Genomic DNA, 26,686 nt, shown 5'->3' on the forward strand with positions numbered 1-26,686 from the left:
CTCGATTCACTGATCCAATCCTTCGATGGCGCCACCGGCCCCGGTCTGCCCCGGGTCCACCACCGAGATCTCCGTCCCGCGCAGGCGTTCCGGTTCCGCCACGACGCCGATCCGGGTGATCCGGCCGTCCGTGCCGAAGGCGAAGGCCAGGACCAGGCGCGGGCGCCCCCGCTCCGCCATGACCAGGCCGAACTCGCCGTCCAGCAGGGCCAGTCCGGTGATCCGGGCGCGCGCCATGGCGGCCATGGCGCCCCGGGCGACGGGCTCGGCGCCCCGCACGGTGATCGGTTCGGGCGTGGGTACGACCAGCGCGTCGGCGTGCAGCACCACGTCCGGGGCGAGCAGCGCGACCAGGGCCGTGAAGTCGCCGCCACGGGTGGCGGCCAGGAACGCCTCGACGGCCCGGCGCCGGCGTACGGCGTCGGCGGCGGGCGCGGGCGGCCGGCCCTGGACGCGGCGGCGGGCCCGGCTGGCGAGCTGCCGGGTGGCGGCCGGCGTCTTCTCGATCAGCGGGGCGATCTCCTCGAAGGGCACGGCGAACATGTCGTGCAGCACGAAGGCGACCCGCTCGGCCGGCCCGAGGGTGTCGAGGACGACCAGCAGCGCGACCCCGACCTGGTCGGCCAGCAGTGCCTCCCGGGCCGGGTCGCCGGCCTCGGCGGAGACCGCCGGGGTGCCGTGGGCGTTGTCGTAGGCCTCGAGGAACTCCTCGCGCCGGTTGCGGCGGGCCCGCAGCAGGTTGAGGCAGACCCGGGTCACCACGGTGGTCAGCCAGCCGGTGAGGTTGTGAATCCCGTCGAGGTCGGCGTCCCGGGTCCGCAGCCAGGCCTCCTGCAGCGCGTCCTCGGCCTCGGCGGCCGAGCCGAGCAGCCGGTAGGCCACGGCCGTGAGATGCGGCCGGTCCGCCTCGAACCGCTCCGCGAGCCGCTGCCCGGCGTCCTGCGTGACGTCGTCCGCCCGGGTCCCGTCCGTGAACTCGTCCACCGCTCCCCCGCCCCTTCGTGCGTACGGTCCACGCCCTGCGAAACGCCGACCACGTCCTACGAAACGCCGAACCGGCCGGAAGATCAACTGCCGTTCGGTGCAAGGGAGTCGACCGGCTCCGACCCCTCGGCCGCGTCGGCCGTCCGCACCAGTTCCGCGACCGGCAGCGACCCGGCGGCCAGGCGCTCCCGTGCGAACCGGTTGGCGAGCCGCTGGAGCAGTTCGTTCAGCGGGGCCGGTACGCCGTGCAGCCGGCCGAGGAGCACGATCTCCCCGTTGAGGTAGTCGGCCTCGATGGTGCCGGTGCCCCGGACGAGGGACTGCCAGGAGGAACCGCCGCCGCGCGGAGCCCCGTCAAGCGGCACCAGGGTGACCTTGTCACCGCGGGCCGCGCGCTGCTCCCCGGCGCTCGCCCAGACGATGCCGGCCGCGTCCAGCACGGCCTCGCCCTCGGCCCGCACGCGCGCGTACAGCGCCTCGGCGACCTCGCCCGTGACGGGCCCGCTCACCGCTTCCAGGGCGTTGCCGAGGTTGCCGAGCAGCTTGGCGTACTGCCAGCGGGCCACGTCGGGCACGACCGGCGCCTCGAAGTGCGCGTCCGCCAGGTCGGCGGCGATCCTGTGGGCGGTGTCGTCGGTGCCGTGCGGCAGCCGGCCGAGGTGCAGGATGCCGGTGAGCGGACGGCCTGCGGCGGAGACGACGCCGGGCTCCACGAAGGTCGAGGGCAGCCAGACGCAGACGCCGTACACGTGCCGGAAGCGGCGCAGCGCGAGCCGGCCGCTCTCGACTCCGTTCTGCAGCAGGACGAGCGGCAGCCGCTCGGCCGCCGTGCCCCCACCGGCCACGGGCACGTCGGCCCAGGCCTCAAGGGCGGCCACGGTGTCCTGTGTCTTCACGGCGAGGACGAGGACGTCGTCGGCGCGCAGTTCGCCGAGCGGGCCGGGCCCGTCGACGGCGGGCAGCCGGTGTGTCGACTCCCCTTCCGGCGCCCGCAGTCGCAGCCCGTGTTCCGCCAGTGCCGCCAGATGCTTGCCGCGTGCCACGAGGACGACCTCACGCCCGGCCTGGGCCAGCCGCCCGCCGACGGTCCCGCCGACCGCTCCGGCTCCGATGATGATGTAGCGCATGGGCAGAGCGTCGCACACGCGTACGTGGCACTGCCCGTCAGCCTCCGAGAAGCCCCGCGTGCTTGACCTTGCCCCTGGGGCAAGGTCGAGCGTGCGGAGCATGGACGACTTCTACCTGCGGCAGACGCCGTACAGCGATCCGGGCGACCTGGACGCCACCGCCCTGCCCCGCGATCCGCGCCGGCTCACCGGGCTGGTGCGCGGGCTGATCCTGCACCGGCTGGAGGGCGAGCGCTTCGGATGCGCCATCCCCGAGGAACGGCTGCACCACGACGCCGAGTCCCGGTACGTCACGGAGATCCTGCGCATCCTGCGCGAGCGCGGGTCCGGCCCGCTCACCGAGGAACGGCCGTACGAGCAGCGGTTCGTGGGCACCTGCCGCGACTACGCGCTGCTGCTGTGCTCCCTGCTGCGCGCCACCGGGACCCCGGCCCGCGTCCGGGGCGGGTACGCCGCCTACTTCGTCGCCGGCTTCCACGACGACCACTGGGTGACCGAGTACCAACTCCCGGGCGGCGGCTGGCGGTTGGCCGACCCCCAGGTCCACGACGACCGCTACGGCGTGCCGTTCGACCCGCTGGACGTGCCCCGGGACCAGTTCGTCGTGGCCGGGCGGGCGTGGCGGGCCTACCGGGCCGGGGAGGCGGACCCTGACACCTTCGGCGTCTGGGACGTACCGGAGCTGCGGGGTCTGCGGATGGTGGCCCACAGCGTGGTGCTCGACCTGGCCTGTGTGGCCGGCACCGAGACGCTCCCCTGGGACGGCTGGGGGCCATGGGACGCGGAGCACCCCCTCACCCCGGACGAACTCGCGCTGCTGGACACGGTGGCCGCCGCCGGCACCGTCGAGGAGCAGCGCCGTCTGCACGCGGACCCGAGGCTCGCCGTACCCCGTGAGATCGTCGCGCACACGACCTTCCTCGGGCGGCGGTCCGTCACGCTCCCGGAACGGTCAGCTCGACCAGTTTGACCACCGTGTTCCAGTTCCGGCTGGTGGCGATCAGGCCCTTGGTGCGGGGGCGGCGGGACAGCACCTCGGCGAGCTTGGAACGGCCGAGGCCCTCGGGGGCGTACAGGTACAGGCAGCGGTCGCCGAGGCGGAACTCCTCGGGGAGGTGGGCGGCCGGGTCGATGTCCGCGAAGCGGTCCGGGGTGACCGGTGCGGAGAAGTACGTGATGTGCAGCTGCCTGGGCTCCAGGTCGGCGGCCGGGAACGGGCAGGCCTCGGCGACCGCCTTCAGATAGGCGTGGTCGCGCACGATCACGTCGACCGGGAAGCCGAACCGCTCCTCGATCGCCCGGCTCAGCTCCGCCGCGAGCGACTCCTCGTCGCCGCGGCCGGTGGTGAACACGGCCTGGCCGCTCTGCAGATGGGTCCGTACGCCGGTGTGGCCGAGGCCGGTCAGCAGCGTACGGAGGTCGGCCATCGGCAGCTTCTTGCTGCCGCCGACGTTGATTCCGCGCAACAGCGCCGCGTAGGTCGTCACCCGGCCAGCCTAGAACGGCCGTCGTGCCCCGTGGGGGTGGGCACGACGGCCGGGCCCGCGCGGGGCGGGGCTGCGCGAAACTCTCGCCGATCGGCGGGTGGCGGATCAACCTCTGCACGCAGCTGTGACTTGTTCAACAAGGTTTCGTAATCACAAACCGCCGCGCCGGCGGCAGAACGGACAACCCATGTCCGACGGCCTGCGCAACAGGCTGCCGGAACCCCGAGAAACGCCCCCGAGAAGCCCGGATAGATGTAAGGGGCCACTGTCCTCCCCAGTACTGACCGGCAAGTCGCCGAGTTCACCGGGCAGCACGACGAGACGCGTTTACCCGGCTCATACGGTCGTAGCGGAGCAAGCGCAGACGTGGCGACAGGGGGTCGCCGCCGCACACGAGGGGGTAGGACCCGCGATGGGGAACAGGGACGTGCCGGTGCGGGGGCTGGCCGCCCGCGCCGGCGGCTGGAGCGCCCGGCACCGCTGGGCGGCCGTGGGCATATGGGTGCTGTTCGTCGTGCTGGCCATGGGGCTGGGCTCGGCGGCGGGCCGGGTCGACGTCGACGAGAACAACCAGCTCAAGGGCGAGACGCACACCGCCGCCCAGATCATCGACGACGCGGGGATCAAGGAGCCGGCCGGCGAGACCGTGCTGATCCAGTCCAAGGACGCCGAAGTCACGGCGACCGGCGCCGAGTTCCGGGCCGCCGTCGCCGACGTGGTGAAGGCCGTCCAGGGCACCGGGAAGGTCACGGCCGTGACCTCGCCGTACGACACGCACACCGTCTCCCGGGACGGCCGCAGCGCACTGGTGCAGTTCGACATCCGCGGGGACGCCAAGACGGCCGTCGACCGGGTGGAGCCGGTGCTGAACGCGGTCGCCGGAGTGCAGAAGGCGCACGGCTCGCTGCGGATCGAGGAGATCGGCGGCGCCAGCATGCAGAAGCAGTACAAGGACGCCTTCGGGGACGACTTCAAGCAGGCCGAGTACTCGGCGGTGCCGGTGGCCCTTGGCATCCTGCTGATCGCCTTCGGGGCGCTGGTGGCCGCGCTGCTGCCGGTGGCCCTCGCGATCACCGCGATCATGGCGACGATGGGTCTGATGGGCCTCGTCAGCCATCTGCAGCCGATGAGCGACACCGCCAACTCCGTGATGCTGCTGGTCGGTATGGCCGTCGGCGTCGACTACTGCCTGTTCTATCTGCGCCGTGAGCGCGAGGAGCGGGAGGCCGGGCGGGACCCGGGCACCGCTCTGCGGATCGCCGCCGCCACCAGCGGCCGGGCGGTCATCGTCTCCGGCGTCACGGTGTGCGTCGCGATGGCGGGCATGCTCTTCACCGGGCTCGCCGAGTTCGAGGCGATGGGTCTGGCCTCGCTGATGGTGGTCGCGGTCGCCATGGTCGGCTCGGTGACGGTCCTGCCGGCGCTGCTGTCGCTGCTCGGCGAGCGGGTGGAGAAGGGCAAGATCCCGTTCCTGAGCCGCCGGAACCGAAGCCGGGAGCGGACCGCCGGCGAGGGCAGCCGGGTCTGGACCACCGTCCTGCGCGCGGTGCTGGCCAGGCCGCTGGTCTCCGTCGTCGTGGCGGCCGGTGCGCTGCTGGCGGTGGCCGCGCCCGCGCTCGGTATGAACACCCAGCAGCTCACCCTGGACCAGGAGTTCGGGAAGTCGCTGCCGATCGTGCAGACGTACAACCGCGTCAACGACGCCTTTCCCGGCGGCAGTGAGCCGGCCCAGGTCGTCGTCAAGGCCAAGGACATCAACGCCCCCGATGTACGGCAGGCGCTGGCCGACTTCAAGCGGCAGGCGATCTCCTCGGGCGCCTCGCGCGGCCCGGTCGACATCCGGGTGCACGACGCGCAGAACGTCGCGCTGGTCTCCGTGCCGCTGGTCGGCGGCTCCGACATGGACCGGGCGGTGAAGAGCCTGGGCAAGCTGCGCGACGAGGTGCGGCCCGCCACGCTCGGCAAGCTGGACGGCGTGCAGGCGCCGATCACCGGACAGGTGGCCGGCAACCACGACTTCAACGACCAGTTGCTCGGTTCCGTCGTCCCGGTCTTCGCCTTCGTGATCGTCTTCGCCTTCCTGCTGATGCTGCTGTCGTTCCGCTCGTTGACCGTGGCCATCACGTCGATCGTGCTCAACCTGCTGTCGGTGGGCGCCGCGTACGGGATCCTCGTCGCGGTCTTCCAGCACGGCTGGGGTGCCTCGCTGGTGGGCGCGGAGGGGGTCGGCGCGATCGTGACCTGGCTGCCGCTGTTCCTGTTCGTGATCCTGTTCGGGCTGTCGATGGACTACCACGTGTTCGTGGTGTCCCGAATCCGCGAGGCCCGCACGAACGGCCGTACGACGAAGGAGGCGATCCGGCACGGCGTGGTCACCACGGCCGGCGTCGTCACCAGCGCCGCCGTCATCATGGTCGCCGTGTTCGCGATCTTCGGCACGCTGTCGATGCAGTCCATGAAGCAGATGGGCGTGGGCCTCGCCGCCGCGGTCCTCATCGACGCGACGGTCATCCGCGGTGTGCTGTTGCCGGCCGTGATGGCCCTGCTCGGCGAGCGCAACTGGTACCTGCCGAAGTGGCTCCACTGGCTGCCGGACCTGACGCACGACGAGACGCCGGCTGTGGTCGCCTCCCGGCCGGTGCGGGAGGAGGGGGAGCGGCTGCCCGTCTGATTCCGGGGTCCGGAGGGGTGCCCACCCGGCGGGGCGGTCGAGACCGTGCGCGAGTGCGGGGCGTGGGGAGCTGGTCGCGCGGCTCCCCACGCCCCTTTCGGGGCGCTGCAGTGCGGTGGGCTCCGGCCCGCCGGCGCGGGCAGGCGACCCAGCCCCCGCCCGGCCCGGCCCAGCGGGCCGGTGAAACGCGGGGCCAGGTGACCTACTCCCCCACGCGTGCCCGCAGTTCGGCCTCGATGAGGTCGGCCGCCCGAAGCGTGCCCCCCTCCTCCGCCATCGCCGCCTGGATGTCCTTCAGGCGCCGCGCCACCTCCGGGTCGTCCACCAGGGTGAGCGCGGTCTCGCGGAGGCGGTCGGCGGTGGCCTCCTCGGTGTCCAACCGGCGGGCGACACCGAGGGACTGGAGCATGTCGGCGTTGCCGAACTGGTCGACGGCCTGCGGTACGGCGATCATCGGCGTGGCGGTGGCCAGCCCCTCCTGGCTGCCACCCGCCCCCGCGTGCGTGACGAACAGGTCGGCCTGCCGGAGGATCGCCAACTGCGGTACCCGGCTGTGCACTTCGACGCCCTCCGGTACCTCGCCCAGCTCGGCGGGGTCCACATGGCGGCCGACCTGCAGGACCAGGTGCCAGCCGGGCAGGTCTGCGAAGGCGCGGACGCACTCGCGGTAGAACGCGGGCTGCTTGGTGAAGGCCGAGCCCAGCGACACCAGCACGACCTTCCCGGCGCCGGCGGGCCGCTGCCAGTCGCCCTGGTCGGCACGGTCGCCCTGGCAGGCGCCGACGAAGGTGTGGACGCGTTCGTCGACCCGGTCGGCGTGCGGCTGCAGCGCCTTCGGTATGAGGACGAGCGAGCGGGCCGGGCGGCCGGCGAAGGAATCCGGGTCCTGGGTGATCCCGTTCTCCGCCAGCCACGCCGCGAACCGGGCGTAGTACGCCTGCCCGCGCGGGGTCTTCCTCGGCTCCGCCCACATCGGCTCGGCCACCTCCTCCTCGTAGCCCTCCCAGGCGACGAGGTTCGGGGAGAGGGAGATCGCCGGGACGCCCCAGCGGTGGGCGAGGACGCGGGCCGGGTAGGAGGCGATGTCGTGCAGCACGAGGTCGGGTTCGTCACCCGCGTAGGCCTCGACGAGCCGCGGGAGCGCCTGGATCGCGTCCGCGAGGAACGGCTCCACGTTGTCCAGCAGCGTGGTCCCCCAGGCCTCCGGGTCGGCGTCGGGTCCGGGCAGCGTGGAGGTGTACGGCACGGGCCGGGCACCGGTGGCGGCCACCTTCTCGGCGAACACCGGCGGGATGGCGTACGTCACCCGGTGGCCCCGGGCCACGAGTTCACGGATCACCTCCAGACTGGGGTTCACATGGCCGTGCGCGGCGATGGAGAACATGGCGACATGGGCGGGCGTGGTCATGGGGTCGAGGGTAAACGAGACGAGACGTCTCGTTCAAAGTGATTACCCGCCTGGCTCGGCAAGGGCCCCGCGATCAGGTCGCGGTCGGCCGACCTGTGCGAATGCGAGACTGGCCGGAGCGACCCGACCGGAACCGGCACGTGTCCGGCACCCGCACGGCGGCGGCCGGGTCCGCTCAGGGCACGGGACGACGGCGCTGCACGGAGGCACGATGGACGAGGCACGGGCACGGGACGTACTGGCCACGGCGGGAGTGCTGCCGGGTCCGACCCGGGACGCGGCTCTCCTCGCCCTCGGCGAGAACGCGGTGTTCGCCGCCGGTGATCTGGCGGTGAAGGTGGGCCGCGACGCCGAGCTGCTCGAGCGGGCCCGGCGCGAGCTGGACATCGCCGGCTGGCTGGCCGAGGCGGGCGTGCCGGCGGTACGGGCGGCGGAGCCGAAGCCGCGGCTGGTGGACGGGCACCCGGTGACGGTGTGGCACCGGCTGCCGGATCCGGTGCGGCCCGCCGAGCCGCGCGATCTGGCGGAGCTGCTGCGGATCGTGCACGCACTGCCCTCTCCTCCTTTCGCCCTGCCGCCCCGCGAGCTGCTGGGCGGTGTGGAGCGGTGGCTGCGGCTCGCGGGTGACGCGATCGATCCGGCGGACGCGGCGTATCTCCGCGAGCGCCGGGACGGGTTCGCGGCGGCCGCGGCCGCGCTGACGCCCCATCTGCCGCCGGGCCCGATCCACGGCGACGCGCTGCCCCGCAATGTGTACGTCGGCCCGGACGGCCCGGTCCTGGTCGACCTGGAGACCTTCTCCGCGGACCTGCGCGAGCACGACCTGGTGGTCATGGCCCTCTCCCGCGACCGGTACGGGCTGCCGGCCGAGGCGTACGACTCCTTTGTCGAGGCGTACGGGTGGGATGTGCGGGAGTGGGAGGGATGCGGTGTGCTGCGCGGGGCTCGGGAGACGGCCAGCTGTGCGTGGGTGGCCCAGCATGCGCCGAGCAATCCGAAGGCATCGGCTGAGTTTCGGCGGCGGGTGGAGTCGCTGCGGGACGGGGATGAGACGGTGCGCTGGTACCCGTTCTGACGCTGTTTCGCGCCTCTGAGGGGCATGGGGCTGTGTCGACAGCGGCACCGCCGCGTGGGCGCGACCAGCCACTCACTCACCCGCAGCCGAAAACGGCTCCCGGACTAAGCGGGCTGGCTCTGCGTCAGCTCCCGCAGCGGCCACACCCCGTCCACCACGGCCCCCGCATCCCCCTTGCGCCGCAGGAACGCCTGGAAGTCCGCCGCCCACTGCGCGTACCACTCGATCTGCCGTTGGTGGAGTTCGGCCGGGCTCAGGGATGCGATCTTCGGGTGGCGGTCGGCTATCGCGGAGGCGAGTCGCGCGGCGGCGAGGGCGTCGGCCGGGGCCGTGTGGGCCGCGTCGAGGGCTATGCCGTACTCGGCACAGACCGCTTCCAGGTTCCGTTTGCCGCGGCGGTAGCGGTCGACCCAGCGGTCGATGGTGTAGGGGTCGATGACCGGGGCCGGGGCGGCGCCGCCCAGGCGGTCGGCGAGGGACGGCAGGGCGTGGCGGCGCAGCTCGGCGGAGAGCAGGGTGAGGTCGAAGGCGGCGTTGTAGGCGACGACCGGGACGCCCGCCTTCCAGTAGGAGACCAGGACGTCGGCGATGGAGTCGGCCACTCGGTCGGCCGGGTGGCCCTCGGCCGTCGCCCTCTCGTTGCTGATGCCGTGCACCGCCACCGCGTCCGCCGGGATCTCCACGCCCGGATCGGCCAGCCACTCCTTGCGTCCCATGGGCTCACCGGCCCTGACCTCGATCACCGCGCCGGTGACGATGCGCGCCTCGCGCGGATCGGTCCCGGTCGTCTCCAGGTCGAAGCCGATCAGCAGCTCCCGGTGCCAGCCCATGGGCGGCCCCCCTTCTTGGTGGTGCTTTCCCCCAGTGGCCTCCACCATCGCACGCGGCACTGACAATCAGAGGATCGCGTTCCGCTTGCCGTCACGGACAGTTCAGGACACCGGGCGCGAATCCGCCCAGGCCAGCTCGAATTCCTCGCGGTATGTGGAAAAGAGGCCCGATTCGCCGACGTCGTCCGACTTGACCAGCTTGCTGCCGTTGCGCAACACCAGCACCGGCGACTCCATCCCGCGCGCCCCGCGCAGATAGGACTGCACCACGGCGATGCCGTCGGCGCCGTCGCCGTCCACCAGGTAGGCGGTGAAGCGCGGTGTCTCGTCGTAGACCTGGATCTCGAAGGCGCCCGGGTCGCGCAGCCGGGAGCGGACCCGGCGCATGTGCAGGATGTTCATCTCGACGGAGCGGCTCAGTTCGCCCCGTTTCATCCCGAGTTCGCGCTCGCGGCGCTTGACCGAGCTGGAGGCCGGGTTGAGGAAGAGCAGCCGTACCCGGCAGCCGGTCTCGGCGAGCCGGACCAGACGGCGGCCGGAGAAGTTCTGCACGAGCAGGTTGAGGCCGATACCGATGGCGTCGAGGCGGCGGGCGCCGCCGAAGAGGTCCTCGGCGGGGAACTGGCGCATCAGCCGCACCCGGTCGGGGTGGACCGCGACGACGTCCGCGTACCGGTCGCCGACCAGGTCCTCGACCGCGTCCGCCGGCAGCCGGCGCGCCGAGGGGACGTCACCGCCCGCGCCGAGCATCTCCAGCAGCCGGGCGGAGGCCCGCTCGGCCTGGCTCAGGACCGCCTCGGACAGCGCCCGGTTGCGGGAGACGACGTTGCGGGTCACCTCCAGCTCGTCCAGGGCGAGTTCGAGGTCGCGGCGCTCGTCGAAGTACGGCTCGAAGCACGGCCAGTGCTGCACCATCAGCTCGCGCAGCTGGGGAAGGGTGAGGAAGCTGAGCACGTTGTCGTCGGCCGGGTCGAGCAAGTAGCCCTTGCGGCGGCTGACTTCACGGACGGCGACCGCGCGCTGCACCCACTCCTGCCCGGCCGGCCCGGCCGCGGCGACCACCCACTCGTCCCCGTGGACGGGTTCGTAGACGGGGCGCAGTACGGCGGCCACGACCGCGCGCAGCCGCTGTTCGACGAGGTTCAGCCAGATGTAGGCCCGGCCGGCCCGCTGGGCACGGGTGCGCACCTCGCGCCAGGCGTCGGCGTCCCAGTCCAGCTCCGGCCCGATGGCCCCCGGGTCCATCGGGCGGGCCAGGGACACCGCGCCGGGCGGGACGTCTGTGGAGCTCCCCTCGTGACCTTCGTCACCAGGGGGCAGCTCCAGGCCTCCCGAGCCCACCCGTGCACCGCCTTCCGATCCCCCGGGCCTTTCCCGTCTCAACGATCAAGGAAGGGTACTCCGCGAGGGGTGGGCGGTGCAGCCGGATGGACAGGTCGGTTTCTCAACTGTTTTCCTCAACTACGCGGTGCCCAATGGCCGTTCTGCCATTCCAGGTCACGCGGAGTGAGCGGATTCATAGCGGTGACGTCCCGGGGGACGATGGCGAAGCCCTGCCAGTGCACCGGCATGGGCTGCTGGTCCTCGTCCCGCGCGATGTGGTGAAAACCGACGTTCATCCAGATCACCGGGTGCGTCAGGGTCTGTCCGCCCACCCACTGGTCGACGGACGCGGGGTGCCCGTGGCCGCACTTCGGGTTGTCGCTGGCGAACAGTTCGCACGGGTCGTACTCGGTGACGTAGAGGTCGTGCTTGGTGAAGCTCCGGCCGAGGTATTTGGTGGTGGGCCCGGGGACGATCTCGTACGAACGTGCGTGCCCGTCCTTGTTCCTGCCGGTCGCGCTGACCACCCGCCACCAGCGGTAGTCCTTCAGGTCGCCCGCCATTTCCCTGGTGACCGTGGTGCGGGTGGTCTTCGTGGTCGGGCCCTGCTGCCGGCCGGTGCGCGGGCTGACGGCCGAGTCGTACTGCTCGGCCTTCGTCCTGGAGGAGCCGTCGAGGCCGAAGTCCAGCCGCCAGAACACGTTGTGGCTGTGGCTGGTGGCATAGGCCTTGGCGCCCTTGCCGATGGGCCAGCCGCGTCCGTCACCGGAGTCGTAGTCGTCCCAGGAGAGGCTGCCGGTCGCGCCGACGTTCATGGCGATCGTGCCGTCGTCCTGGAAGCGCCACTCGGTGATGTACTCGTACCAGCCGACCTGGTTGACGGTGTAGACGAGGAAGTCCTTGCCCTGCGCCTGGTAGACCTTGCCCGTGCCGAGGTCGTCGTGCATGCGGTAGGCATGGCCGCGGGCACGGGTGGTCGTGCACAGGCCCTGGACGTCCGGGTGCTCCGGGTCCACGGCGTCCGGCACCTTGACGGTCCTGATGGTGCCGCCGGGGCACTCGGCGGGCGAGAGGTTCATCAGGAACTGGGCGTAGTCCTCGCCCGTCAGGTCGCTGTACTCGTGCTGTCCGTCGTCGTAGGGGACGTGGATCTGGGCGAGTCTCGCGCTGTTGAGGACCCTGATCTGTTTCGGTTCGCCCTTGGGCTGGTAGCTGATCTTCTCCAGGACGAGACCGGCCTTGCTGTCGTAGTGCCAGCACATGCGCCAGGTCGTGCCGGTGGAGAGCTTCTGTTCGATGCGGTAGGCGGCACTGCAGTCGGCTGCGGGCGCGGCGGTGGCGGCCGCTTCCGGGCGGGCGGCGGCCGGTCCGGCGGCGGTCGTCGCGCCGGCGGCCAGCGCGGCCACGGTCAGGCCGGCGGCCGCTGCCCTGCGGGCACGGCGGATTCCGTACTCGGGCATGACGAAATGGCTCCCTTTCAGGAGGTACGGGTCTGCGGGAACGTTCGGTCAGCCGCGGTCGAGGGCGGCGGCCTTGCGGGCACTCAGATCGATCACCAGGGACCGGGTGTCGATCCAGGGCCCGTTCCTGACCTTGGTGAACAGCCGGACGCACCGGTGCACGCCGCACTGGTCGAGGATTGCCGGCTGGGCGCCGGGAGCGGCCCGGTAGATGCCGCCGCTCAGCAGCAGCTGGTCCGGGGAGGTGAGCTCCTTGCCGGTGGCGTCCTTGTAGTCCGCCTTCAGGCCCGCGCCGAGGGGGGAGGCGATCAGGAGCCGGGCGGCCTCGGCGTTCTCGTCCCGGCTCGGCGGCGGCTGGACGCCGCGCTGGGTGCCGGTCCGCTCGACCTTGCCGGTGTCCAGGTCGACGGTCTTGGTGACGAGGGTGTCGTTCTTGTAGTCGTAGAAGGCGATGTCGGCCCGTCGCGGCGCGGCCGGGGCGTCCGCCTCGCCGGGCTCGGGTTCGGCGAGGTCGACGCTCAGCCGCTGCGGTCCGCGGCCGCCGTCCACGTTCTCGCCCGTGGTCAGCAGCTGCCGGTTCAGGGCGATCTTCTCGGCCCGCCGGATCTCGTCGTCGGTCAGCGGATCCCGGCCGGTGCCCTTGCCGCCCTCGGCGGGCGCCTGTTCGACGACACCGGGCCGGACCGCGTCCGGGCCCTCGCCGGCCCGCGTACCGCCGCCGCGCGCTCCCGCCGAGGTGTCCGCCCCCGCCGTGCCCGGCAGGGTGATCGCGACCATCGCGGCGGTCCCCACCGTCGCGAGGGCCACTCCTGCCACTAACTTGCCCAGATGGCGGTGCACTGTCTCACGCACATTGTCCCCCTGCTCCCCATGGTCGTCCGGGAGTACGTGTTGCCCCACTGGTTCGGCACACGGCGGGTACGAGAGCCGCCGTGCGCGCTGGTCGGTGGGTAAGAGGGACGCAAGACACGGGAGGTTCCGTCAATTCGATGCGACTCGGGGGCCAACGCGGCCCCGGGGCGGCGGCACACCTGGGAGAGTCGTAGCCATGCAGGTCTGGCCTGGAGAGGCGTATCCGCTCGGCGCCACCTATGACGGCGCCGGAACCAACTTCGCGGTTTTCACGGAGGCCGCGGACCGAGTAGAGCTGTGTCTGCTGCACGACGACGGCTCGGAGACGGCGGTGGAACTCCGCGAGAGCGACGCTTTCGTGCGGCACGCGTACGTGCCGGGCGTGATGCCGGGACAGCGGTACGGGTTCCGGGTGCACGGCCCGTACGACCCCGGGCGCGGGCTGCGCTGCAACTCCGCGAAGCTGTTGCTCGACCCGTACGCCAAGGCGGTCAGCGGCACGGTCCGGTGGGGCGAGGAGGTGTACGGCTACCACTTCGACGCTCCGGACAGCCGCAACGACCTGGACTCGGCCCCGCACACCATGGCCTCGGTGGTGATCAACCCGTACTTCGACTGGGGCGACGACCGGCCGCCGCGCACCGAGTACCACCACACCGTGATCTACGAGGCCCACGTCAAGGGCCTGACCATGCGTCACCCGGAGCTGCCGGAGGAGCTGCGCGGCACCTACGCGGCGCTCGCGCATCCGGCACTGATCGAACACCTGACCAAGCTCGGGGTGACGGCCCTGGAGCTGATGCCCGTCCACCAGTTCGTGCACGACCACCGGCTCGTCGACATGGGCCTGAGCAACTACTGGGGCTACAACACCATCGGCTTCTTCGCCCCGCACAACGCGTACGCCTCCTGGGGCGACCGGGGCCAGCAGGTGCTGGAGTTCAAGTCGGCGGTCCGGGCGCTGCACGAGGCCGGGATCGAGGTCATCCTGGACGTCGTCTACAACCACACCGCCGAGGGCAACCATCTGGGCCCGACGCTGTCCTTCAAGGGCATCGACAACCGGCAGTACTACCGCCTCACCGACGACCCCCGCTACTACATGGACACCACGGGCACCGGGAACTCGCTGCTCATGCGGTCCCCGCACGTGCTCCAGCTGATCATGGACTCGCTGCGGTACTGGGTCACCGAGATGCATGTCGACGGGTTCCGTTTCGACCTCGCGGCGACTCTGGCCCGGCAGTTCCACGAGGTGGACCGGCTGTCGTCGTTCTTCGACCTGGTGCAGCAGGATCCGGTGGTCTCCCAGGTGAAGCTGATCGCCGAGCCCTGGGACGTGGGCGAGGGCGGCTACCAGGTGGGCAACTTCCCGCCGCTGTGGACCGAGTGGAACGGCAAGTACCGGGACACGGTACGGGACCTGTGGCGGGGCGAGCCGCGGGCGCTCGCGGAGTTCGCCTCCCGGCTGACCGGCTCCTCGGACCTCTACCAGGACGACGGCCGCCGCCCGCTGGCCTCGATCAACTTCGTGACCTGCCACGACGGCTTCACGCTGCACGACCTCGTCTCGTACAACGACAAGCACAACGCGGCCAACGGCGAGGACAACCGGGACGGCGAGAGCCACAACCGGTCCTGGAACTGCGGCGCGGAGGGCGAGACCGACGACCCGGACGTGCTCGCGCTGCGCACCCGTCAGATGCGGAACTTCATCGCCACGCTGATGCTGTCCCAGGGTGTGCCGATGATCAGCCACGGCGACGAGTTCGCCCGCACCCAGAGCGGCAACAACAACGCGTACTGCCAGGACAGCGAGCTGTCGTGGGTGCACTGGCCGGAGTCCGCGGAGGGCGACCTGCTGGAGTTCACCCGCGCGATGGTGTGGCTGCGCCGTGACCACCCGGCCTTCCGCCGGCGCCGTTTCTTCCACGGCCGTCCGGTGGAGGGCACCCACGACGATCTGTCCGACATCGCCTGGTTCACTCCGGAGGGCGCCGAGATGACCCAGCGGGACTGGGACTCGGCGCGGGCCTCCGCGCTGACGGTGTTCCTGAACGGCAACGCGATCTCCGAGCCCGGCCCGCGCGGGGAGCGCATCACCGACGACTCGTTCCTGCTGATGTTCAACGCCTCCCCGGGACCGCTGGACTTCCTGGTGCCCGTCGACCACGGCCGGCAGTGGCAGGTGGTCGTCGACACGGCCCGTCCGGAGGGGGTGCCACCGGGATCCGGCCCGAAGATCGAGGCGGGCGACCGCCTCACCCTGCCCGACCGAAGCCTGACGGTGCTGCAGCGGCCTACGTAGCCGGGGCGGGAGCTTGTGGCGGCCTCGTGGGCGTGGCTCTGGTGGGTGGGGGGTGGCGGGCCGGGGCGTGGGGTGCACGGCGAAGGCGGTGCCGCGGACGGCCGGCGGTGCCGTCGCTGCGGCCGTCGCGTAGGCCGGATGGGTCTCCTGTTGTCCCCTTCGCTCGAAGCCGGGCACGCGTGCGTGCGTCCGTGCCGGGACCGATGACACGAAAGGCGGCGGGCTGGGTACGTAGGTTTCCATGACTTCTGCGCGCCCCGGACCGGAGGTGCCCACGGCAACCTACCGGCTGCAGCTCCAGCCCGCGTTCCCGTTCGCCGCCGCCGCCGCGGCCGTACCGTACCTGGCGTCGCTCGGCGTCTCGCATCTGCACCTGTCCCCCGTCCTGGAGGCCGTGCCCGGCTCCCTGCACGGCTACGACGTGGTCGACCACGCGCGCGTACGCGAGGAACTGGGCGGCGAGGAGGGCCTGCGGTCGCTGGCGCGGACCGCGCGGGAGCACGGTCTGGGCCTGGTGGCCGACATCGTGCCGAACCACATGGCGATGGCACCCCGGTACAACCACGCCCTGTGGGAGGTGCTGCGCGAGGGGCCCGACTCGCCGTACGCCCGCTGGTTCGACATCGACTGGGAGGCGCAGGACGGGCGCGTGCTGCTGCCGGTGCTGGGCGGTCCGGTCGGTTCGCAGCTGGAGCATCTCGTGGTCGACGGCGACGTGCTGCGCTACCACGAGCACGCCTTCCCGCTCCGCGAGGGCACCCACGACCTGCCGCTGCCGGAGCTGCTGGGCGCCCAGTGGTACCGCCCGGTGTGGTGGCGGCTGGCCCGCACCGAGCTGAACTACCGGCGGTTCTTCAGCATCTCGGAGCTGATCGGGCTGCGCGTGGAGGATCCGGAGGTGTTCGACGCCACCCACGCCAAGATCCTCCAGCTGCTGCGCGAGGCCGTGATCGACGGGCTGCGCCTCGACCACCCCGACGGGCTCGCCGACCCCGACGGCTACCTCGCGCGGCTGCACGAGGCGACCGGCGGGCGCTGGACGGTGGTGGAGAAGATCCTCGGCGACGGCGAACATCTGCCGGCGTCCTGGCCCGTCGCGGGCACCACCGGCTACGACGCCCTCCGTCAGGTGGACGGCCTGTTCACCGACCAGACGGGGGCGTACGAACTGCTGGGCCGCTACCGGGCGTTCGCGGCGCCGCAGACGGACCGGGGCGGCAACTGGGACGCGACGGCACGGCGGGCCGCCTACAAGGTGCTCACGCACGAGCTGGCCGCCGAGACCGACCGGCTCACCCGGGTGGCCACCCGGGTGTGCGCGTCCTCGCCGGACCTCGGCCTGCGCGACCGGGCTCCCTGGGCGCTGCGCACGGCCGTGGAGGAGCTGCTGGTGCGGATGCGGGTGTACCGGCCGTACGCCTCCGGTGACGCGGCCGCCGTCGTCACCGAGGAGGCCGCCGAGGAGGCCCGGCTCGCCTTCGTGGTGCCCGAGGAGGCGGAGGCCGTCGGCATCGTGCGCCGGCTGCTGGTGGAGCCGCCCGCCGGCCCGGCGGCGCCGGACCACGCGGACCGGGTGGAGTTCCGCACCCGGTTCGCGCAGACCGCGTCGGCGCTGCGCGCCAAGTCGGTGGAGGACACGGCGTTCTACCGCTACGTGCCGCTGCTGTCGGCGACCGAGGTGGGCGGCGATCCGGGCCGGCCGGGGGTGTCCCCGGAGGACTTCCACGCGTACTGCGCGCGTGTGCAGCGCGACTGGCCGGTCACCGGCACGGTGGTCACCACGCACGACACCAAGCGCAGCGCCGACGTACGCGCGGCGCTGGCCGTGCTCACCGAGTGCCCCGACCGGTGGGCGGAGTTGCTGGCCGAGGTGAACCGGCCCGAGGAGGGCGTGGGCGTGCCGGACGGGCAGCTGGCCTGGGCGGCCTGGCAGACGGTGTTCGGGCTGGGGCCGGCGGAGGAGGAGCGGGTACAGCGGGCGCTGCTGAAGCATGTGCGCGAGGCGGGCATGTACACCAGCTGGACGGAGCAGGAGCCGCCGTACGAGGAGGCGGTGGCCGCGTTCGTCACCGCAGGGCCGTGCGGGCCGCCCGGTGAGCGTGTGGCGGCCTTCCGCAAGTCACTGGAGCCGTACATCCGGGCCAACGTCCTCGGCACCGCCCTGGTCCATCTGACGATGCCGGGAGTGCCGGACGTGTACCAGGGCACGGAGGGCGAGTGCCGGTCGCTGGTGGACCCGGACAACCGGCGTCCGGTGTCCTTCCCGCCCGAGGTGCCCGGCGAGAAGGACACGCTGACGGCGGCGGCGCTCCGGCTGCGCGCCCGCCGTCCCGGCGCCTTCGGCGCGGCCGCGTCGTACGGTCCGCTGACCGCCGAGGGCCCGGCGGCCGGGCACTGTGTGGCGTTCGCGCGCTCCGGTGAGGTGGTGGCGGCGGTGACCCGGCTGTCGCTGCGGCTCGCGGAGGCGGGCGGCTGGCGGGAGACCCGGCTGACGCTGCCGCCCGGGCGGTGGGCGGACGTGCTCGCCCCGGAGCGGGAGTTCACCGGCGACGCGCGCGTGGCGGACCTTTTCGACCGGCTGCCGGTGGTGTTGCTGGAGCGGGTCGGGGAGGGGTGAGGACCGGGACGGGCCGGGCGCGTCCAGGGGGCTCAGCCGGCGGCGGGCATGTCGAGTGGCTCGCCTTCCTCGTGTCCCTCGTGCGGCCGGGCCGGTACGGCGGGCGGCGCGGGCAGGGTTCCCGGGGCGGGCCAGGTGGTGCGCAGGAGGTCCGTGAAGGCCTCGGCGGCGCCGATGGGCGGCACCCGCGCGTAGACGGCCAGAGGGCGCTTCCAGGCCGGGTCGGGAGTGAGGATCACGCAGTCCTCGCCCACCGCCCCGCGCACGACGTCGGCCGACGCGGCGCACACTGGTGGCCGTCGGGCGGGCGCCGGTCGCCGAGGGCCTGGGCCTGGCGGCGGCCGGCCTGACGACGGACGAGCGGGGGTTCGTCGCACCGGCGGACTGGAACCGTCTGGAGACGGCCGTGCCGGGCATCCATGTCGTCGGGGACCTGCTGCCGCCGCCCTCGCTGGGCCTCGCCCACCCCTCGTTCGCGGAGGGCCTGCTGGTCGCCGAGACACTGGCCGGGCTGCCGTCGGCGCCGGTGGACTACGCGGCCGTGCCCCGGGTGACGTACTCCGCGCCGCAGACCGCCTCGGTGGGACTGGGCGAGACGGAGGCACGCGCGTGTGGGCGGGATGTCGAGGTGAACACGATGCCGCTGACCGCCGTGGCCAAGGGCATGGTGCACGGCCAGGGCGGCATGGTAAAGGTCGTCGCCGAGGCCGGAGGCGGGCAGGTGCTCGGCGTGCACCTGGTCGGCCCGAACGTGTCGGAGATGATCGCCGAGAGCCAGCTGATCGTCGGCTGGGACGCCGAGCCCTCGGACGTGGCCCGGCACGTGCACGCGCACCCGACGCTGTCGGAGGCGGTGGGCGAGGTGTTCCTGACGCTCGCGGGACGCGGCCTGCACCAGCACTGAACGCGCGGCACGCACCGCCCGCGCCGCGCCCCCGCGATTGAGTCCGGGCGCCCCGGTCACCTCCCCCGCCGGATGCTTGACAGTTCACCCGTCCCGTGCGGCACTTGGAGGGCTAAGCCGGGCAGAACAAGTCGGGGGTGAGTCTTCTGCCGGAGCTGCGCTATCCCAGCGTTCCCGAACTGGTCGCCTCCGCACAGGCGTTGGCCGCTCAGGAACCGGGTCTGTGCTCGCTCAGGCAGGTGGGCGTCTCACGCGCGGGAAGACCCCTGCACCTGCTGTCGGTGGGGCACGCCCGGCGGGCGGTGCTGGTGGTCGCCGGCGCCCACGCCAACGAGCCGACCGGGGGCTCCACCCTGCGGGTGCTCGCCCAACGAGTGCTGGCCGAGCGGGAGTTGCGGCCAGACACGTCCTGGCACTTCCTGCTGTGCGCGGATCCGGACGGCGCGAGCCTGCACGTGACGCCGGCGCCGCGCAGCCTGCTCGACTACCACCTCGGCTTCTACCGGCCGACGGGCGCGGAGCAGCCGGAGTGGTCGCCGTCCGTGCTGCCGCCGGACCGGCTGCCGCCCGAGACCCGGGCGCTGACCGGGGTGATCGACGAGCTGCGGCCCTACCTCCAGGTGACCCTGCACGGCACCGATCTGGGCGGCAGCTGGGTGCAGTTGACCCGGGACGTGCCCGGGCTGGCCGAGCCGTTCGCCAAGTCCGCCGCACAGCTGCACATCCCGGTGGAGACGGGCGCCTCGGACGCCGCCGGCTGGCCGGCCTCAGGCCCCGGCGTGCATGTCATGCCCGGCCCGGAGACCGGCGCGGCCTACCCGAGCATGCCGGACGACGCGCGCCACAGCACCTGGTACCACGCGCACCGGTACGGCGGTCTGACGGCCGTGGTGGAGGTGCCGATGTGGGCCAGCGACCTGGTGGACGATCCGGCGCCGCACCCGGCACCGGCTGCGGCGATGCAGCGCCTGGCGCGGCGGCTGCTGCGGGACGCGCTGGAGGTGGAGCGCGTGCTCACCGACGCACTGCCCCGCCTCGACGGCGTGGACGGTCCGCTGCTGCGGGCGGCTCGCTGGGCGCTGGAGCTGATACCGGGCCTGGCCGAGGACTGGACCCACACCCCGCCGGCCGGTTCGACGATGGCGTACGTCGGCAGTGTGGACGCGTTCGGGCGACGGCTGCCGCTGCGCGCGGCCGCGATGCTGCTGCGGGTGTTGCGGGAGACGGACGACCGGGCGGCGCCGCGGCTGGAACAGCTCGTCACCGACTGGTGCGATGCCTTCGCGGCGCGCTTCCGGGCCCGCTGGGTGCCGATGGAGCATCAGGTGGAGCACCAGTCCCGGACGGTGCTGGTGGCGGCGCAGCAGGCCCGGGAGCGGGAGGTGTGAGCCACGCCGGCGCACGTCCGCCCCGGCCTTCCTGTCCACACCGGCCCACGCACGCCTTCCCCACCGCCCTGTCCACGCCGGCTCACCACGCACCACCCCGTCCACGCCTGCGGCCGCCCGGCCGGCTGTCAGTCCTCCAGGGCGAACACCGCGCCGGTCCGCGCGTTCATGACGCACGTGTTGGTGTAGGTCTCCTGGAAGTCGACCGGCCGGCCGTTCCACCGGCCGGCCGCGTGGGCGGTCACCGGGGCGTAGATCATCGGGCAGAAGACGTCCTTGGGCGGGATGCGGCCGATGTCGCCGTCGGCGGCGGCCAGTTCGGCGCAGGCCTCGGCCGCGTGCGGGTGGCCCAGGGGCGGATCGCACAGCAGCAGGGTGCCCCGGGCATAGCTCGAGCTCGCCTCGCCCTTGGTGACGGTGAGGTAGAGCCAGTTGCCGGGGAAGTGGTCGCGGGACGCCGCGTGGGCCGGGACCGCGGCGAGGAGCCCGGCGGCCGCCAGCAGGGCGCCACCGGCCGCTGTCGCTCTGGTGAGGTACGTCATGCCCCCTTCCATCGGCACGCCGGCCCGCGTTCCTCAGCCCGTTTCACCCGATCGGGACGGCACGCGCGCGCCGGGAGCACCCGTTCGAACGGGACCGGCCGGCGATCTCAGCTCGCGGCGAGCCGGAACGCCACCCTGCCGAAGGCGACCTGGTCGCCCTCGCTGACGACGACCGAGCCGGTCACCCGGCGGCCGTTGACGGTGGTGCCGTTGGTGGAGCCGAGGTCCCTGAGGACCCACATGCCGCCCTGGCGGCGGAGCTCGGCGTGCACGCGGGAGACGGTCTCGTGGTTCAGGCGCAGCCCGTTGGCCGGGTCGCGGCCGATGCGCAGCGGATGGGTGTGCGCCGGGTGCGGCAGCAGCAGCTTGGGCAGCCGCTCGGCCTGCCAGGCCCGGCGCAGCCGTACGGTGAACCCGGAGACCGCCTCGACGGTGCCGAGGACCGCGCGGGAGAAGCGGTTCTCCCGGGGCAGGTCGGCGACGAGGGCGGCCAGTTCGTCGGCGCGGCGGGCGGCCAGCGCCAGCTCCATGCGGCGCACGAACGTGTCGTGCGAGAGCCGGCCCATGGCGACGCCGTCACGCAGCACCTGCAGCGCCTTGTCGCGCTCCGCGTCGGAGAGCCGCGCGGGGTACGTGGAGAACTCGAAGGACGACGTCACGCTGGTGATTGTCGGGCAGTGAACCCCGGGTGTCCAGAAAACGGGGAATCGACGCCGATCTGCGGGTACTTCCACGACACCCACCGGGAAAGGACGGATTCGAAAGCGGATTGATCGTCCCGGCGGGCACGATGGGGGCGCGGGACATCACGGTGAGCAGGCGAGACATCACAGGCGCAATCCATCACAGACGAAGGGGAACCGTCCGTGCAGTTCGAGGTGTGGGCACCGCAGGCAGACCGAGTGACGCTCCATTGCGAGGGCGGCACGCGCGCGTTGGCGCGCGATCCGGAGCGCGCGGGCTGGTGGACGGGGGAGGTGGAGGCCGGGGACGGCGCCCGGTACGGCTTCGCGCTGGACGACGGCCCCGTGCGGCCCGACCCGCGCTCGCGCCGCCAGCCGGACGGACCCGACGGGCTGAGCGCGGTCGTGCACCACGGGCGCCACGCCTGGCGCACCGGGTGGGCGGGTCGGGGGCTGCCCGGTGCCGTGCTCTACGAGATGCACGTGGGCACCTACACCCGGGAGGGCACCCTGGACGCGGCGGCGGCCCGGCTGGAGCACCTGGTGGAACTGGGTGTCACCCATGTGGAGTTGCTGCCGGTGTGTCCGTTCCCGGGGCGGCACGGCTGGGGCTACGAGGGGGTGTCGCCGTGGGCGGTGCACGAGCCGTACGGCGGCCCGGAGGCCCTGAAACGGTTCGTGGACCGGGCGCACGAACTCGGCCTGGGTGTCGTCATGGACGTCGTGCACAACCACTTGGGCCCGTCCGGGAACTATCTGCCGCTCTTCGGGCCGTACTTCACCGATGCCCACCACACGCCGTGGGGCTCGGCGGTGAACCTGGACGGGCCCGGCTCGGACGAGGTGCGCGCGTTTTTCGTCGGCAGCGCGCTCGCGTGGCTGCGGGACTACCGGATCGACGGGCTGCGGCTGGACGCGGTGCACACGCTGTACGACACGCGCGCGTGCCACTTCCTGGAGGAGCTGTCGACGGCCGTGGACGCTCTCGCCGAGGAGCTGGGCCGGCCGCTGTTCCTGATCGCCGAGTCGGACCTGAACGACCCACGGCTCATCACCGCGCGCGCGGAGCACGGCCTCGGGCTGCACGCGCAGTGGAACGACGACTTCCACCACGCCCTGCACACCGCGCTGACCGGTGAGTCGCAGGGCTACTACGCGGACTTCGCGCGCGCCCCGTTCGCCGCGCTCGCCAAGACGCTCACCGGCGGCTACTTCCACGACGGCACGTACTCCAGCTTCCGCGGGCGGCACCACGGCCGGCCGCTGGACCGCGCGCGGGTGGCCGGGCACCGGCTGCTCGGCTACGGCCAGACCCACGACCAGGTCGGCAACCGCGCCCAGGGCGACCGGCTCGCCGCCCGCCTCTCCCCCGGGCTGCTGGCCTGCGCGGCGACACTGACGCTGACCTCGCCGTTCACGCCGATGCTGTTCATGGGCGAGGAGTGGGCGGCGGGCACGCCCTGGCAGTTCTTCACCGACCACACCGATCCGGAGCTGGCCGAGGCGGTAAGGCGCGGCCGGCGGCGGGAGTTCGCGGCGCACGGCTGGGCCGAGGAGGACGTACCGGACCCGCAGGATCCGGCGACCCGCGAGCGGTCCTGCCTGGACTGGTCGGAACCGGAACGCGAACCCCACGCGCGCGTGCTCGCGTGGTACCGCCGGCTGATCGCCCTCCGGCACGAGCAGCCGGACCTCACCGACCCCGACCTGGCCGACACGAAGACGGCGTACGACGAGCAGGCCCGCTGGCTGGCCTTCCGGCGCGGTGACGTACGGGTGGCGGTGAACCTCGGCAAGGAACCGGCGGCGATCCCGCTGGGCCCCCGCCCCGCGACGGTCCTGGCGGCCTGGGAGCCGGTGGAGCTTCCGGGACCGGACGGGCTGCTCCAGGTGCCCGGGGAGTCGTGCGTGGTGCTGGCGCAGCCCTGAGCGGGGCTGCGCCCGATCCGCGGCTACCGCCGCGTGGACGCCCCCGGCATGCCCCCGCGGTGGGCCGGAGTCGGTGCGCTACGGCTCCGGCCCGTCCTCCTTGAAGTCCGACAACCGCTCCAGCAGGATCGGCTCCCAGGCGCGCCGCAGCTGGGTCCGGAGCAGCGCCGGGGAACCGCCCGCGCGGCCTCCCAGGTGGTCGGTGAGGTGGATGACGGTGTCGCAGCGGGCGAGCCACAGGCCGCGCAGGCAGGGGCGGGCACCGTAGCCGGCGAGGGTGGCGGCGCGGACGGCCGCCGGGGAGCCGACGGCGACGGCCAGGCCGGCGATGTCCTCGGCGGGGTCGCCCAGAGACGCCCGGGTCCAGTCCAGGATGCCGCGCACCCGGCCGTCTGCGCTGACCACCACGTGCTCGCCGGTCAGGCCGTGGTGGGTGAGGACGGCGGTGCCGGGCTGCGCGGCGAGCTGCGCCGCGCCGGGCGGGGTCAGCTGGTGCAGCCGGGCGGCGTCGAACTCGTCGGCGGCGGCGAGCCGTTCGGCCGCGTGCACGGCCATGCGGCGCAGCGCCTCCAGGGAGCGCGGGGCGGTGCGCGGCACGCCGAGCGCCTCGGCCTGCCGTGCGGGCACCGCGCGCAGCCCGGTGAGCAGCGCGGCGAGGTCGGCCTCGCCGACGGCGGACACGTCGTGCTCGTCGGCGGTGCCGCCGGGCACCTTGATGTCCAGGGTGTAGGCGAGGCCGGGCGCCCAGTCGCCGTGCGCGACGCTGGTGGGGACGGCGACGGGCACCTGCGGCCGGACCAGGTCGCGCAGGCGCAGCTCCCGGCGGCGCAGTACCGAGGCCTCGCGGTCGGGGGCGAGGCGCAGCACGTGGCGGGTGCCGACCCACCATGTGTACGCGCGGCCCTCCGTCACGGGTCGCACATCGGGGCCCGCGGTGTCGGCGCCGCCCTCCTTGAGCAGCGAACGGACCAGTCTGCGGACGGTGTCCGCGGTGGGTGTCGATGCCTGGGTCATGGGTCGCGCGTCGCCGTTCCTGGATGTCGTCGAGGGTGTGTCCCCTGGGTCGCCTCAGCGGTCTCTCAGTCCACTATGACCATGTCGCGCGTGGTGTTGTTGAGGCGGCGGCCACCGTCCTCGGTCACCGTGACGATGTCCTCGATGCGCACCCCGAACCGGCCGGGCAGGTAGATGCCGGGCTCGACGGAGAAGCACATCCCGGGCACGAGGGGCTGTTCCTCGCCCTCGATCATGTACGGCGGCTCGTGCGTGGTGACGCCGATGCCGTGCCCGGTGCGGTGGATGAAGTACTCGCCGTACCCGGCGTCGGTGATCACCGCGCGGGCGGCACGGTCCACGTCCTGGCAGGCCGCCCCGGGCCGTACCGCCTGGTAGCCCGCCTCCTGGGCCTCGCGCACGATGTCGTGCACCCGGCGCTCCTCCTCGGTGGGTTCACCCACATGGACCGTACGGGTGGTGTCGGAGCCGTAGCCGTCCTTCAGGCCGCCGAAGTCCAGGACGACCATGTCGCCGCGACGGATGACGCGGTCGCCGACCTCGTGGTGCGGGTTCGCGCCGTTGGGGCCGGAGCCGACGATGGTGAAGTCGACCTGGGAGTGGCCGAAGCGGCGCAGCAGGCCGGCGAGGTCCTGGCCGACGTCGGACTCGCGGCGGCCGGCGAAGGGGACTTTGCGGATCTCCTCGAACGTCGCATCGGCGGCCGCTCCGGCGGCGGCGAGGAGTTCCAGTTCCGCGGCGTCCTTGACGGCGCGCAGCATGGGGAGGGCGTCGGTGAGAGAGGCGTAGGAGGTGTCCGGCAGGGCCCGCTGGAGGCCCAGCAGGTGCATGGCCCAGGTGTTGTCGCTGATGCCGAACCGGCCGTGGCCGTCGAGGAGGGCGGCGGTGACGGCGTAGGGGTCCTTGCCGTCGGTCCAGTCGCGCAGGGTGAGCGCGGTCGCGCCGGCCGCGTGCTCGGCGTCGGGGGCCTCCAGGGTGGGCACGACGAGCACGGGGTCCTGGCCGGGGGTCAGGACCAGCACGGTGAGCCGTTCGGTGACGGCGGTGGGCGTGTAGCCGGTGAGCCAGACCATGTCCGGTCCCGGCGCCACGAGCAGCCCCGCGAGGCCGGTGTCGGCCGCGGAGCGCGCGGCACGCTCCATGCGGGCCCTGTAGTCGGCGGCGGTGAAGAGCGCGGGCGTACTACCGGTCATCCGGGCCTCCGGGCGCGGGTGGGGAAACGGGCATCGGCGTCTCGGGCAGCATCCTGCCCGGCCGGACAGGGTCACGCGAGCCGATCGCCGGTGCTCCCCGCAGGGCGCCGTCGGCTCGGAAGGGACTCGGCATGGGGCCATCATGGCGCGCGGTGCGGACGGTGACCAGCGGGTTTCCCGGGGTGCCCGAGACGTCGGGCGGCGGGGCCCGCGCCGGCCCGCTGAAGCGTCGTGCGGCAGGGCCCACGTCTCACGTCACCACGCCTGGTACGACCGTCAACTGCTGGTAGCCCCCGCCGCTGTGACGCACGGTGAGGAGCACCTGCTTCCCGGGGCGGGCCTGGCCGACGGCCCGGGCGAGGTCGGCGGCGGTGTCGACACGCGCGGAGCCGAACTGCAGCAGCACGTCCCCGCGGACCAGGCCGGCCGCATAGCCGGGGCCGGGCACGTGCACGCCCACGACCAGCGCGCCCGCCTTGTCGGCGTCGACGGCCTCGACGCCCAGGGTCGCCCCGGTCGCGGCGGCGGGAGCGGCGCTCGGGGTGGCGGCAGGGGTACCGGCGGGGGCGGTGGGCGTGGCCCCGGCCGGGGGTGCGGCCGGCGGGGCCTGGCGTTGCAGCTCGGCGAGCTTGCTCATGCCGATGACCGTGGCGCCGACCGTGCCCATGCCGACGCCGGACAGCACCAGCAGGGTGCCGGTGCACAGGACGAACAGCAGGGTCCGCAGCCGCCGTCCGCGCCGTGGCGCGGCGTGCGGGCGGTGGGGTGGATCGGCGGTGCCGCCCTCCCCCCGGTCCTGACCGGGCATCGGCTTGGGACGCAACACAGTCTGTTCCATGGTTCGCTCGCCTCCGGCTGGTGCTCTACCCGGGGCGCCCGGCCGCGACGAGA

General features: G+C 73.1%; 20 protein-coding genes and 2 pseudogenes. 8 read left to right on the forward strand and 14 right to left on the reverse strand.

What is annotated here, in order from left to right; all coding sequences use genetic code 11:
- Window positions 1-6: 6 nt before the first annotated feature.
- On the reverse strand, window positions 7-984 hold the full coding sequence (locus tag AB0M27_RS10340) for a sigma-70 family RNA polymerase sigma factor (RefSeq protein WP_365719966.1): 978 nt from the start codon (window positions 982-984) through the stop codon (window positions 7-9).
- 83 nt (window positions 985-1,067) lie between these two features.
- Window positions 1,068-2,111: a 2-dehydropantoate 2-reductase N-terminal domain-containing protein gene (locus AB0M27_RS10345; RefSeq protein ID WP_365719968.1), complete on the reverse strand. Its 1,044-nt coding sequence runs from the start codon at window positions 2,109-2,111 to the stop codon at window positions 1,068-1,070.
- A gap of 100 nt (window positions 2,112-2,211) precedes the next feature.
- Here AB0M27_RS10345 and AB0M27_RS10350 point away from each other — a divergent pair, with 100 nt between their 5' ends.
- Window positions 2,212-3,081, forward strand: a complete 870-nt coding sequence (locus AB0M27_RS10350; RefSeq protein ID WP_365719970.1) for a transglutaminase domain-containing protein — start codon at window positions 2,212-2,214, stop codon at window positions 3,079-3,081.
- On the opposite strand, the gene AB0M27_RS10355 is transcribed toward AB0M27_RS10350, so the two are convergent.
- Window positions 3,047-3,598: a DUF1697 domain-containing protein gene (locus AB0M27_RS10355; protein ID WP_365719972.1), complete on the reverse strand. Its 552-nt coding sequence runs from the start codon at window positions 3,596-3,598 to the stop codon at window positions 3,047-3,049. The genes AB0M27_RS10350 and AB0M27_RS10355 overlap by 35 nt on opposite strands.
- A 412-nt stretch (window positions 3,599-4,010) precedes the next feature.
- Here AB0M27_RS10355 and AB0M27_RS10360 point away from each other — a divergent pair, with 412 nt between their 5' ends.
- The gene (locus AB0M27_RS10360) at window positions 4,011-6,269 is read left to right on the forward strand and encodes an MMPL family transporter (protein ID WP_365719974.1); all 2,259 of its coding nucleotides are present in this window, start codon (window positions 4,011-4,013) and stop codon (window positions 6,267-6,269) included.
- A gap of 202 nt (window positions 6,270-6,471) precedes the next feature.
- On the opposite strand, the pseudogene mgt reads toward AB0M27_RS10360, so the two are convergent.
- Window positions 6,472-7,720: pseudogene (gene mgt / locus AB0M27_RS10365) on the reverse strand (macrolide-inactivating glycosyltransferase).
- A gap of 168 nt (window positions 7,721-7,888) precedes the next feature.
- Between mgt and AB0M27_RS10370 the strand changes: the two are divergent.
- Complete coding sequence (locus AB0M27_RS10370; RefSeq protein WP_365719976.1) at window positions 7,889-8,752, forward strand: aminoglycoside phosphotransferase family protein; 864 nt, start codon at window positions 7,889-7,891, stop codon at window positions 8,750-8,752.
- Window positions 8,753-8,856: 104 nt separating this feature from the next.
- On the opposite strand, the gene AB0M27_RS10375 is transcribed toward AB0M27_RS10370, so the two are convergent.
- The 4 genes from AB0M27_RS10375 to AB0M27_RS10390 all read right to left on the reverse strand — a co-directional run bounded on the left by AB0M27_RS10375 (window position 8,857) and on the right by AB0M27_RS10390 (window position 13,217).
- A complete protein-coding gene (locus AB0M27_RS10375) occupies window positions 8,857-9,582 on the reverse strand; it encodes a 3'-5' exonuclease (RefSeq protein WP_365719978.1) in 726 nt (241 codons plus the stop codon).
- A gap of 102 nt (window positions 9,583-9,684) precedes the next feature.
- Window positions 9,685-10,923, reverse strand: a complete 1,239-nt coding sequence (locus AB0M27_RS10380; protein ID WP_365719980.1) for an SAV2148 family HEPN domain-containing protein — start codon at window positions 10,921-10,923, stop codon at window positions 9,685-9,687.
- Window positions 10,924-11,039: 116 nt separating this feature from the next.
- Window positions 11,040-12,365 (reverse strand): copper amine oxidase, encoded by a 1,326-nt coding sequence (locus AB0M27_RS10385; protein ID WP_365719982.1) that lies wholly within the window; start codon window positions 12,363-12,365, stop codon window positions 11,040-11,042.
- 48 nt (window positions 12,366-12,413) lie between these two features.
- On the reverse strand, window positions 12,414-13,217 hold the full coding sequence (locus tag AB0M27_RS10390) for a Tat pathway signal sequence domain protein (RefSeq protein ID WP_365719984.1): 804 nt from the start codon (window positions 13,215-13,217) through the stop codon (window positions 12,414-12,416).
- 196 nt (window positions 13,218-13,413) lie between these two features.
- Here AB0M27_RS10390 and glgX point away from each other — a divergent pair, with 196 nt between their 5' ends.
- Together glgX and treY are read left to right on the forward strand one after the other, a co-directional pair.
- Window positions 13,414-15,525, forward strand: coding sequence for a glycogen debranching protein GlgX (glgX, locus tag AB0M27_RS10395; protein ID WP_365719986.1), 2,112 nt, complete (start codon window positions 13,414-13,416; stop codon window positions 15,523-15,525).
- A gap of 241 nt (window positions 15,526-15,766) precedes the next feature.
- Window positions 15,767-18,142 (forward strand): malto-oligosyltrehalose synthase, encoded by a 2,376-nt coding sequence (gene treY, locus AB0M27_RS10400; protein ID WP_365719988.1) that lies wholly within the window; start codon window positions 15,767-15,769, stop codon window positions 18,140-18,142.
- A 32-nt stretch (window positions 18,143-18,174) separates the two neighbouring features.
- Here treY and AB0M27_RS10405 read toward each other — a convergent pair whose 3' ends face one another.
- Entirely contained in the window at window positions 18,175-18,381 is a 207-nt protein-coding gene (locus tag AB0M27_RS10405; RefSeq protein WP_365719990.1) for a hypothetical protein, read from the reverse strand.
- A gap of 41 nt (window positions 18,382-18,422) precedes the next feature.
- Here AB0M27_RS10405 and AB0M27_RS10410 point away from each other — a divergent pair.
- Together AB0M27_RS10410 and AB0M27_RS10415 are read left to right on the forward strand one after the other, a co-directional pair.
- Window positions 18,423-19,046 (forward strand): annotated as a pseudogene (locus AB0M27_RS10410) (dihydrolipoyl dehydrogenase); the annotation flags it as partial.
- Window positions 19,047-19,183: 137 nt separating this feature from the next.
- The gene (locus tag AB0M27_RS10415) at window positions 19,184-20,434 is read left to right on the forward strand and encodes a M14 family zinc carboxypeptidase (protein ID WP_365719992.1); all 1,251 of its coding nucleotides are present in this window, start codon (window positions 19,184-19,186) and stop codon (window positions 20,432-20,434) included.
- Between the two features lie 128 nt (window positions 20,435-20,562).
- Here AB0M27_RS10415 and AB0M27_RS10420 read toward each other — a convergent pair whose 3' ends face one another.
- Window positions 20,563-20,976, reverse strand: a complete 414-nt coding sequence (locus tag AB0M27_RS10420; RefSeq protein ID WP_365719994.1) for an SSI family serine proteinase inhibitor — start codon at window positions 20,974-20,976, stop codon at window positions 20,563-20,565.
- Window positions 20,977-21,083: 107 nt separating this feature from the next.
- Complete coding sequence (locus tag AB0M27_RS10425; protein ID WP_365719996.1) at window positions 21,084-21,635, reverse strand: DUF1707 and FHA domain-containing protein; 552 nt, start codon at window positions 21,633-21,635, stop codon at window positions 21,084-21,086.
- A 207-nt stretch (window positions 21,636-21,842) separates the two neighbouring features.
- On the opposite strand from AB0M27_RS10425, the gene treZ reads away from it, so the two are divergent.
- Complete coding sequence (gene treZ, locus AB0M27_RS10430; RefSeq protein ID WP_365719998.1) at window positions 21,843-23,588, forward strand: malto-oligosyltrehalose trehalohydrolase; 1,746 nt, start codon at window positions 21,843-21,845, stop codon at window positions 23,586-23,588.
- Window positions 23,589-23,666: 78 nt separating this feature from the next.
- Here the strand turns inward: treZ and AB0M27_RS10435 are convergent, their stop codons facing one another.
- From AB0M27_RS10435 to AB0M27_RS10445, 3 genes are all read right to left on the reverse strand, one after another.
- Entirely contained in the window at window positions 23,667-24,602 is a 936-nt protein-coding gene (locus tag AB0M27_RS10435) for an aminoglycoside phosphotransferase family protein (RefSeq protein WP_365720000.1), read from the reverse strand.
- Between the two features lie 65 nt (window positions 24,603-24,667).
- Window positions 24,668-25,795, reverse strand: coding sequence for an aminopeptidase P family protein (locus AB0M27_RS10440; protein WP_365720002.1), 1,128 nt, complete (start codon window positions 25,793-25,795; stop codon window positions 24,668-24,670).
- A 250-nt stretch (window positions 25,796-26,045) separates the two neighbouring features.
- A complete protein-coding gene (locus tag AB0M27_RS10445) occupies window positions 26,046-26,633 on the reverse strand; it encodes a PDZ domain-containing protein (RefSeq protein ID WP_365720004.1) in 588 nt (195 codons plus the stop codon).
- Between the last annotated feature and the right edge of the window lie 53 nt (window positions 26,634-26,686).

Source organism: Streptomyces sp. NPDC052107, assembly GCF_040680215.1.
In the GTDB taxonomy this organism is placed as follows: Bacteria; Actinomycetota; Actinomycetes; order Streptomycetales; family Streptomycetaceae; genus Streptomyces.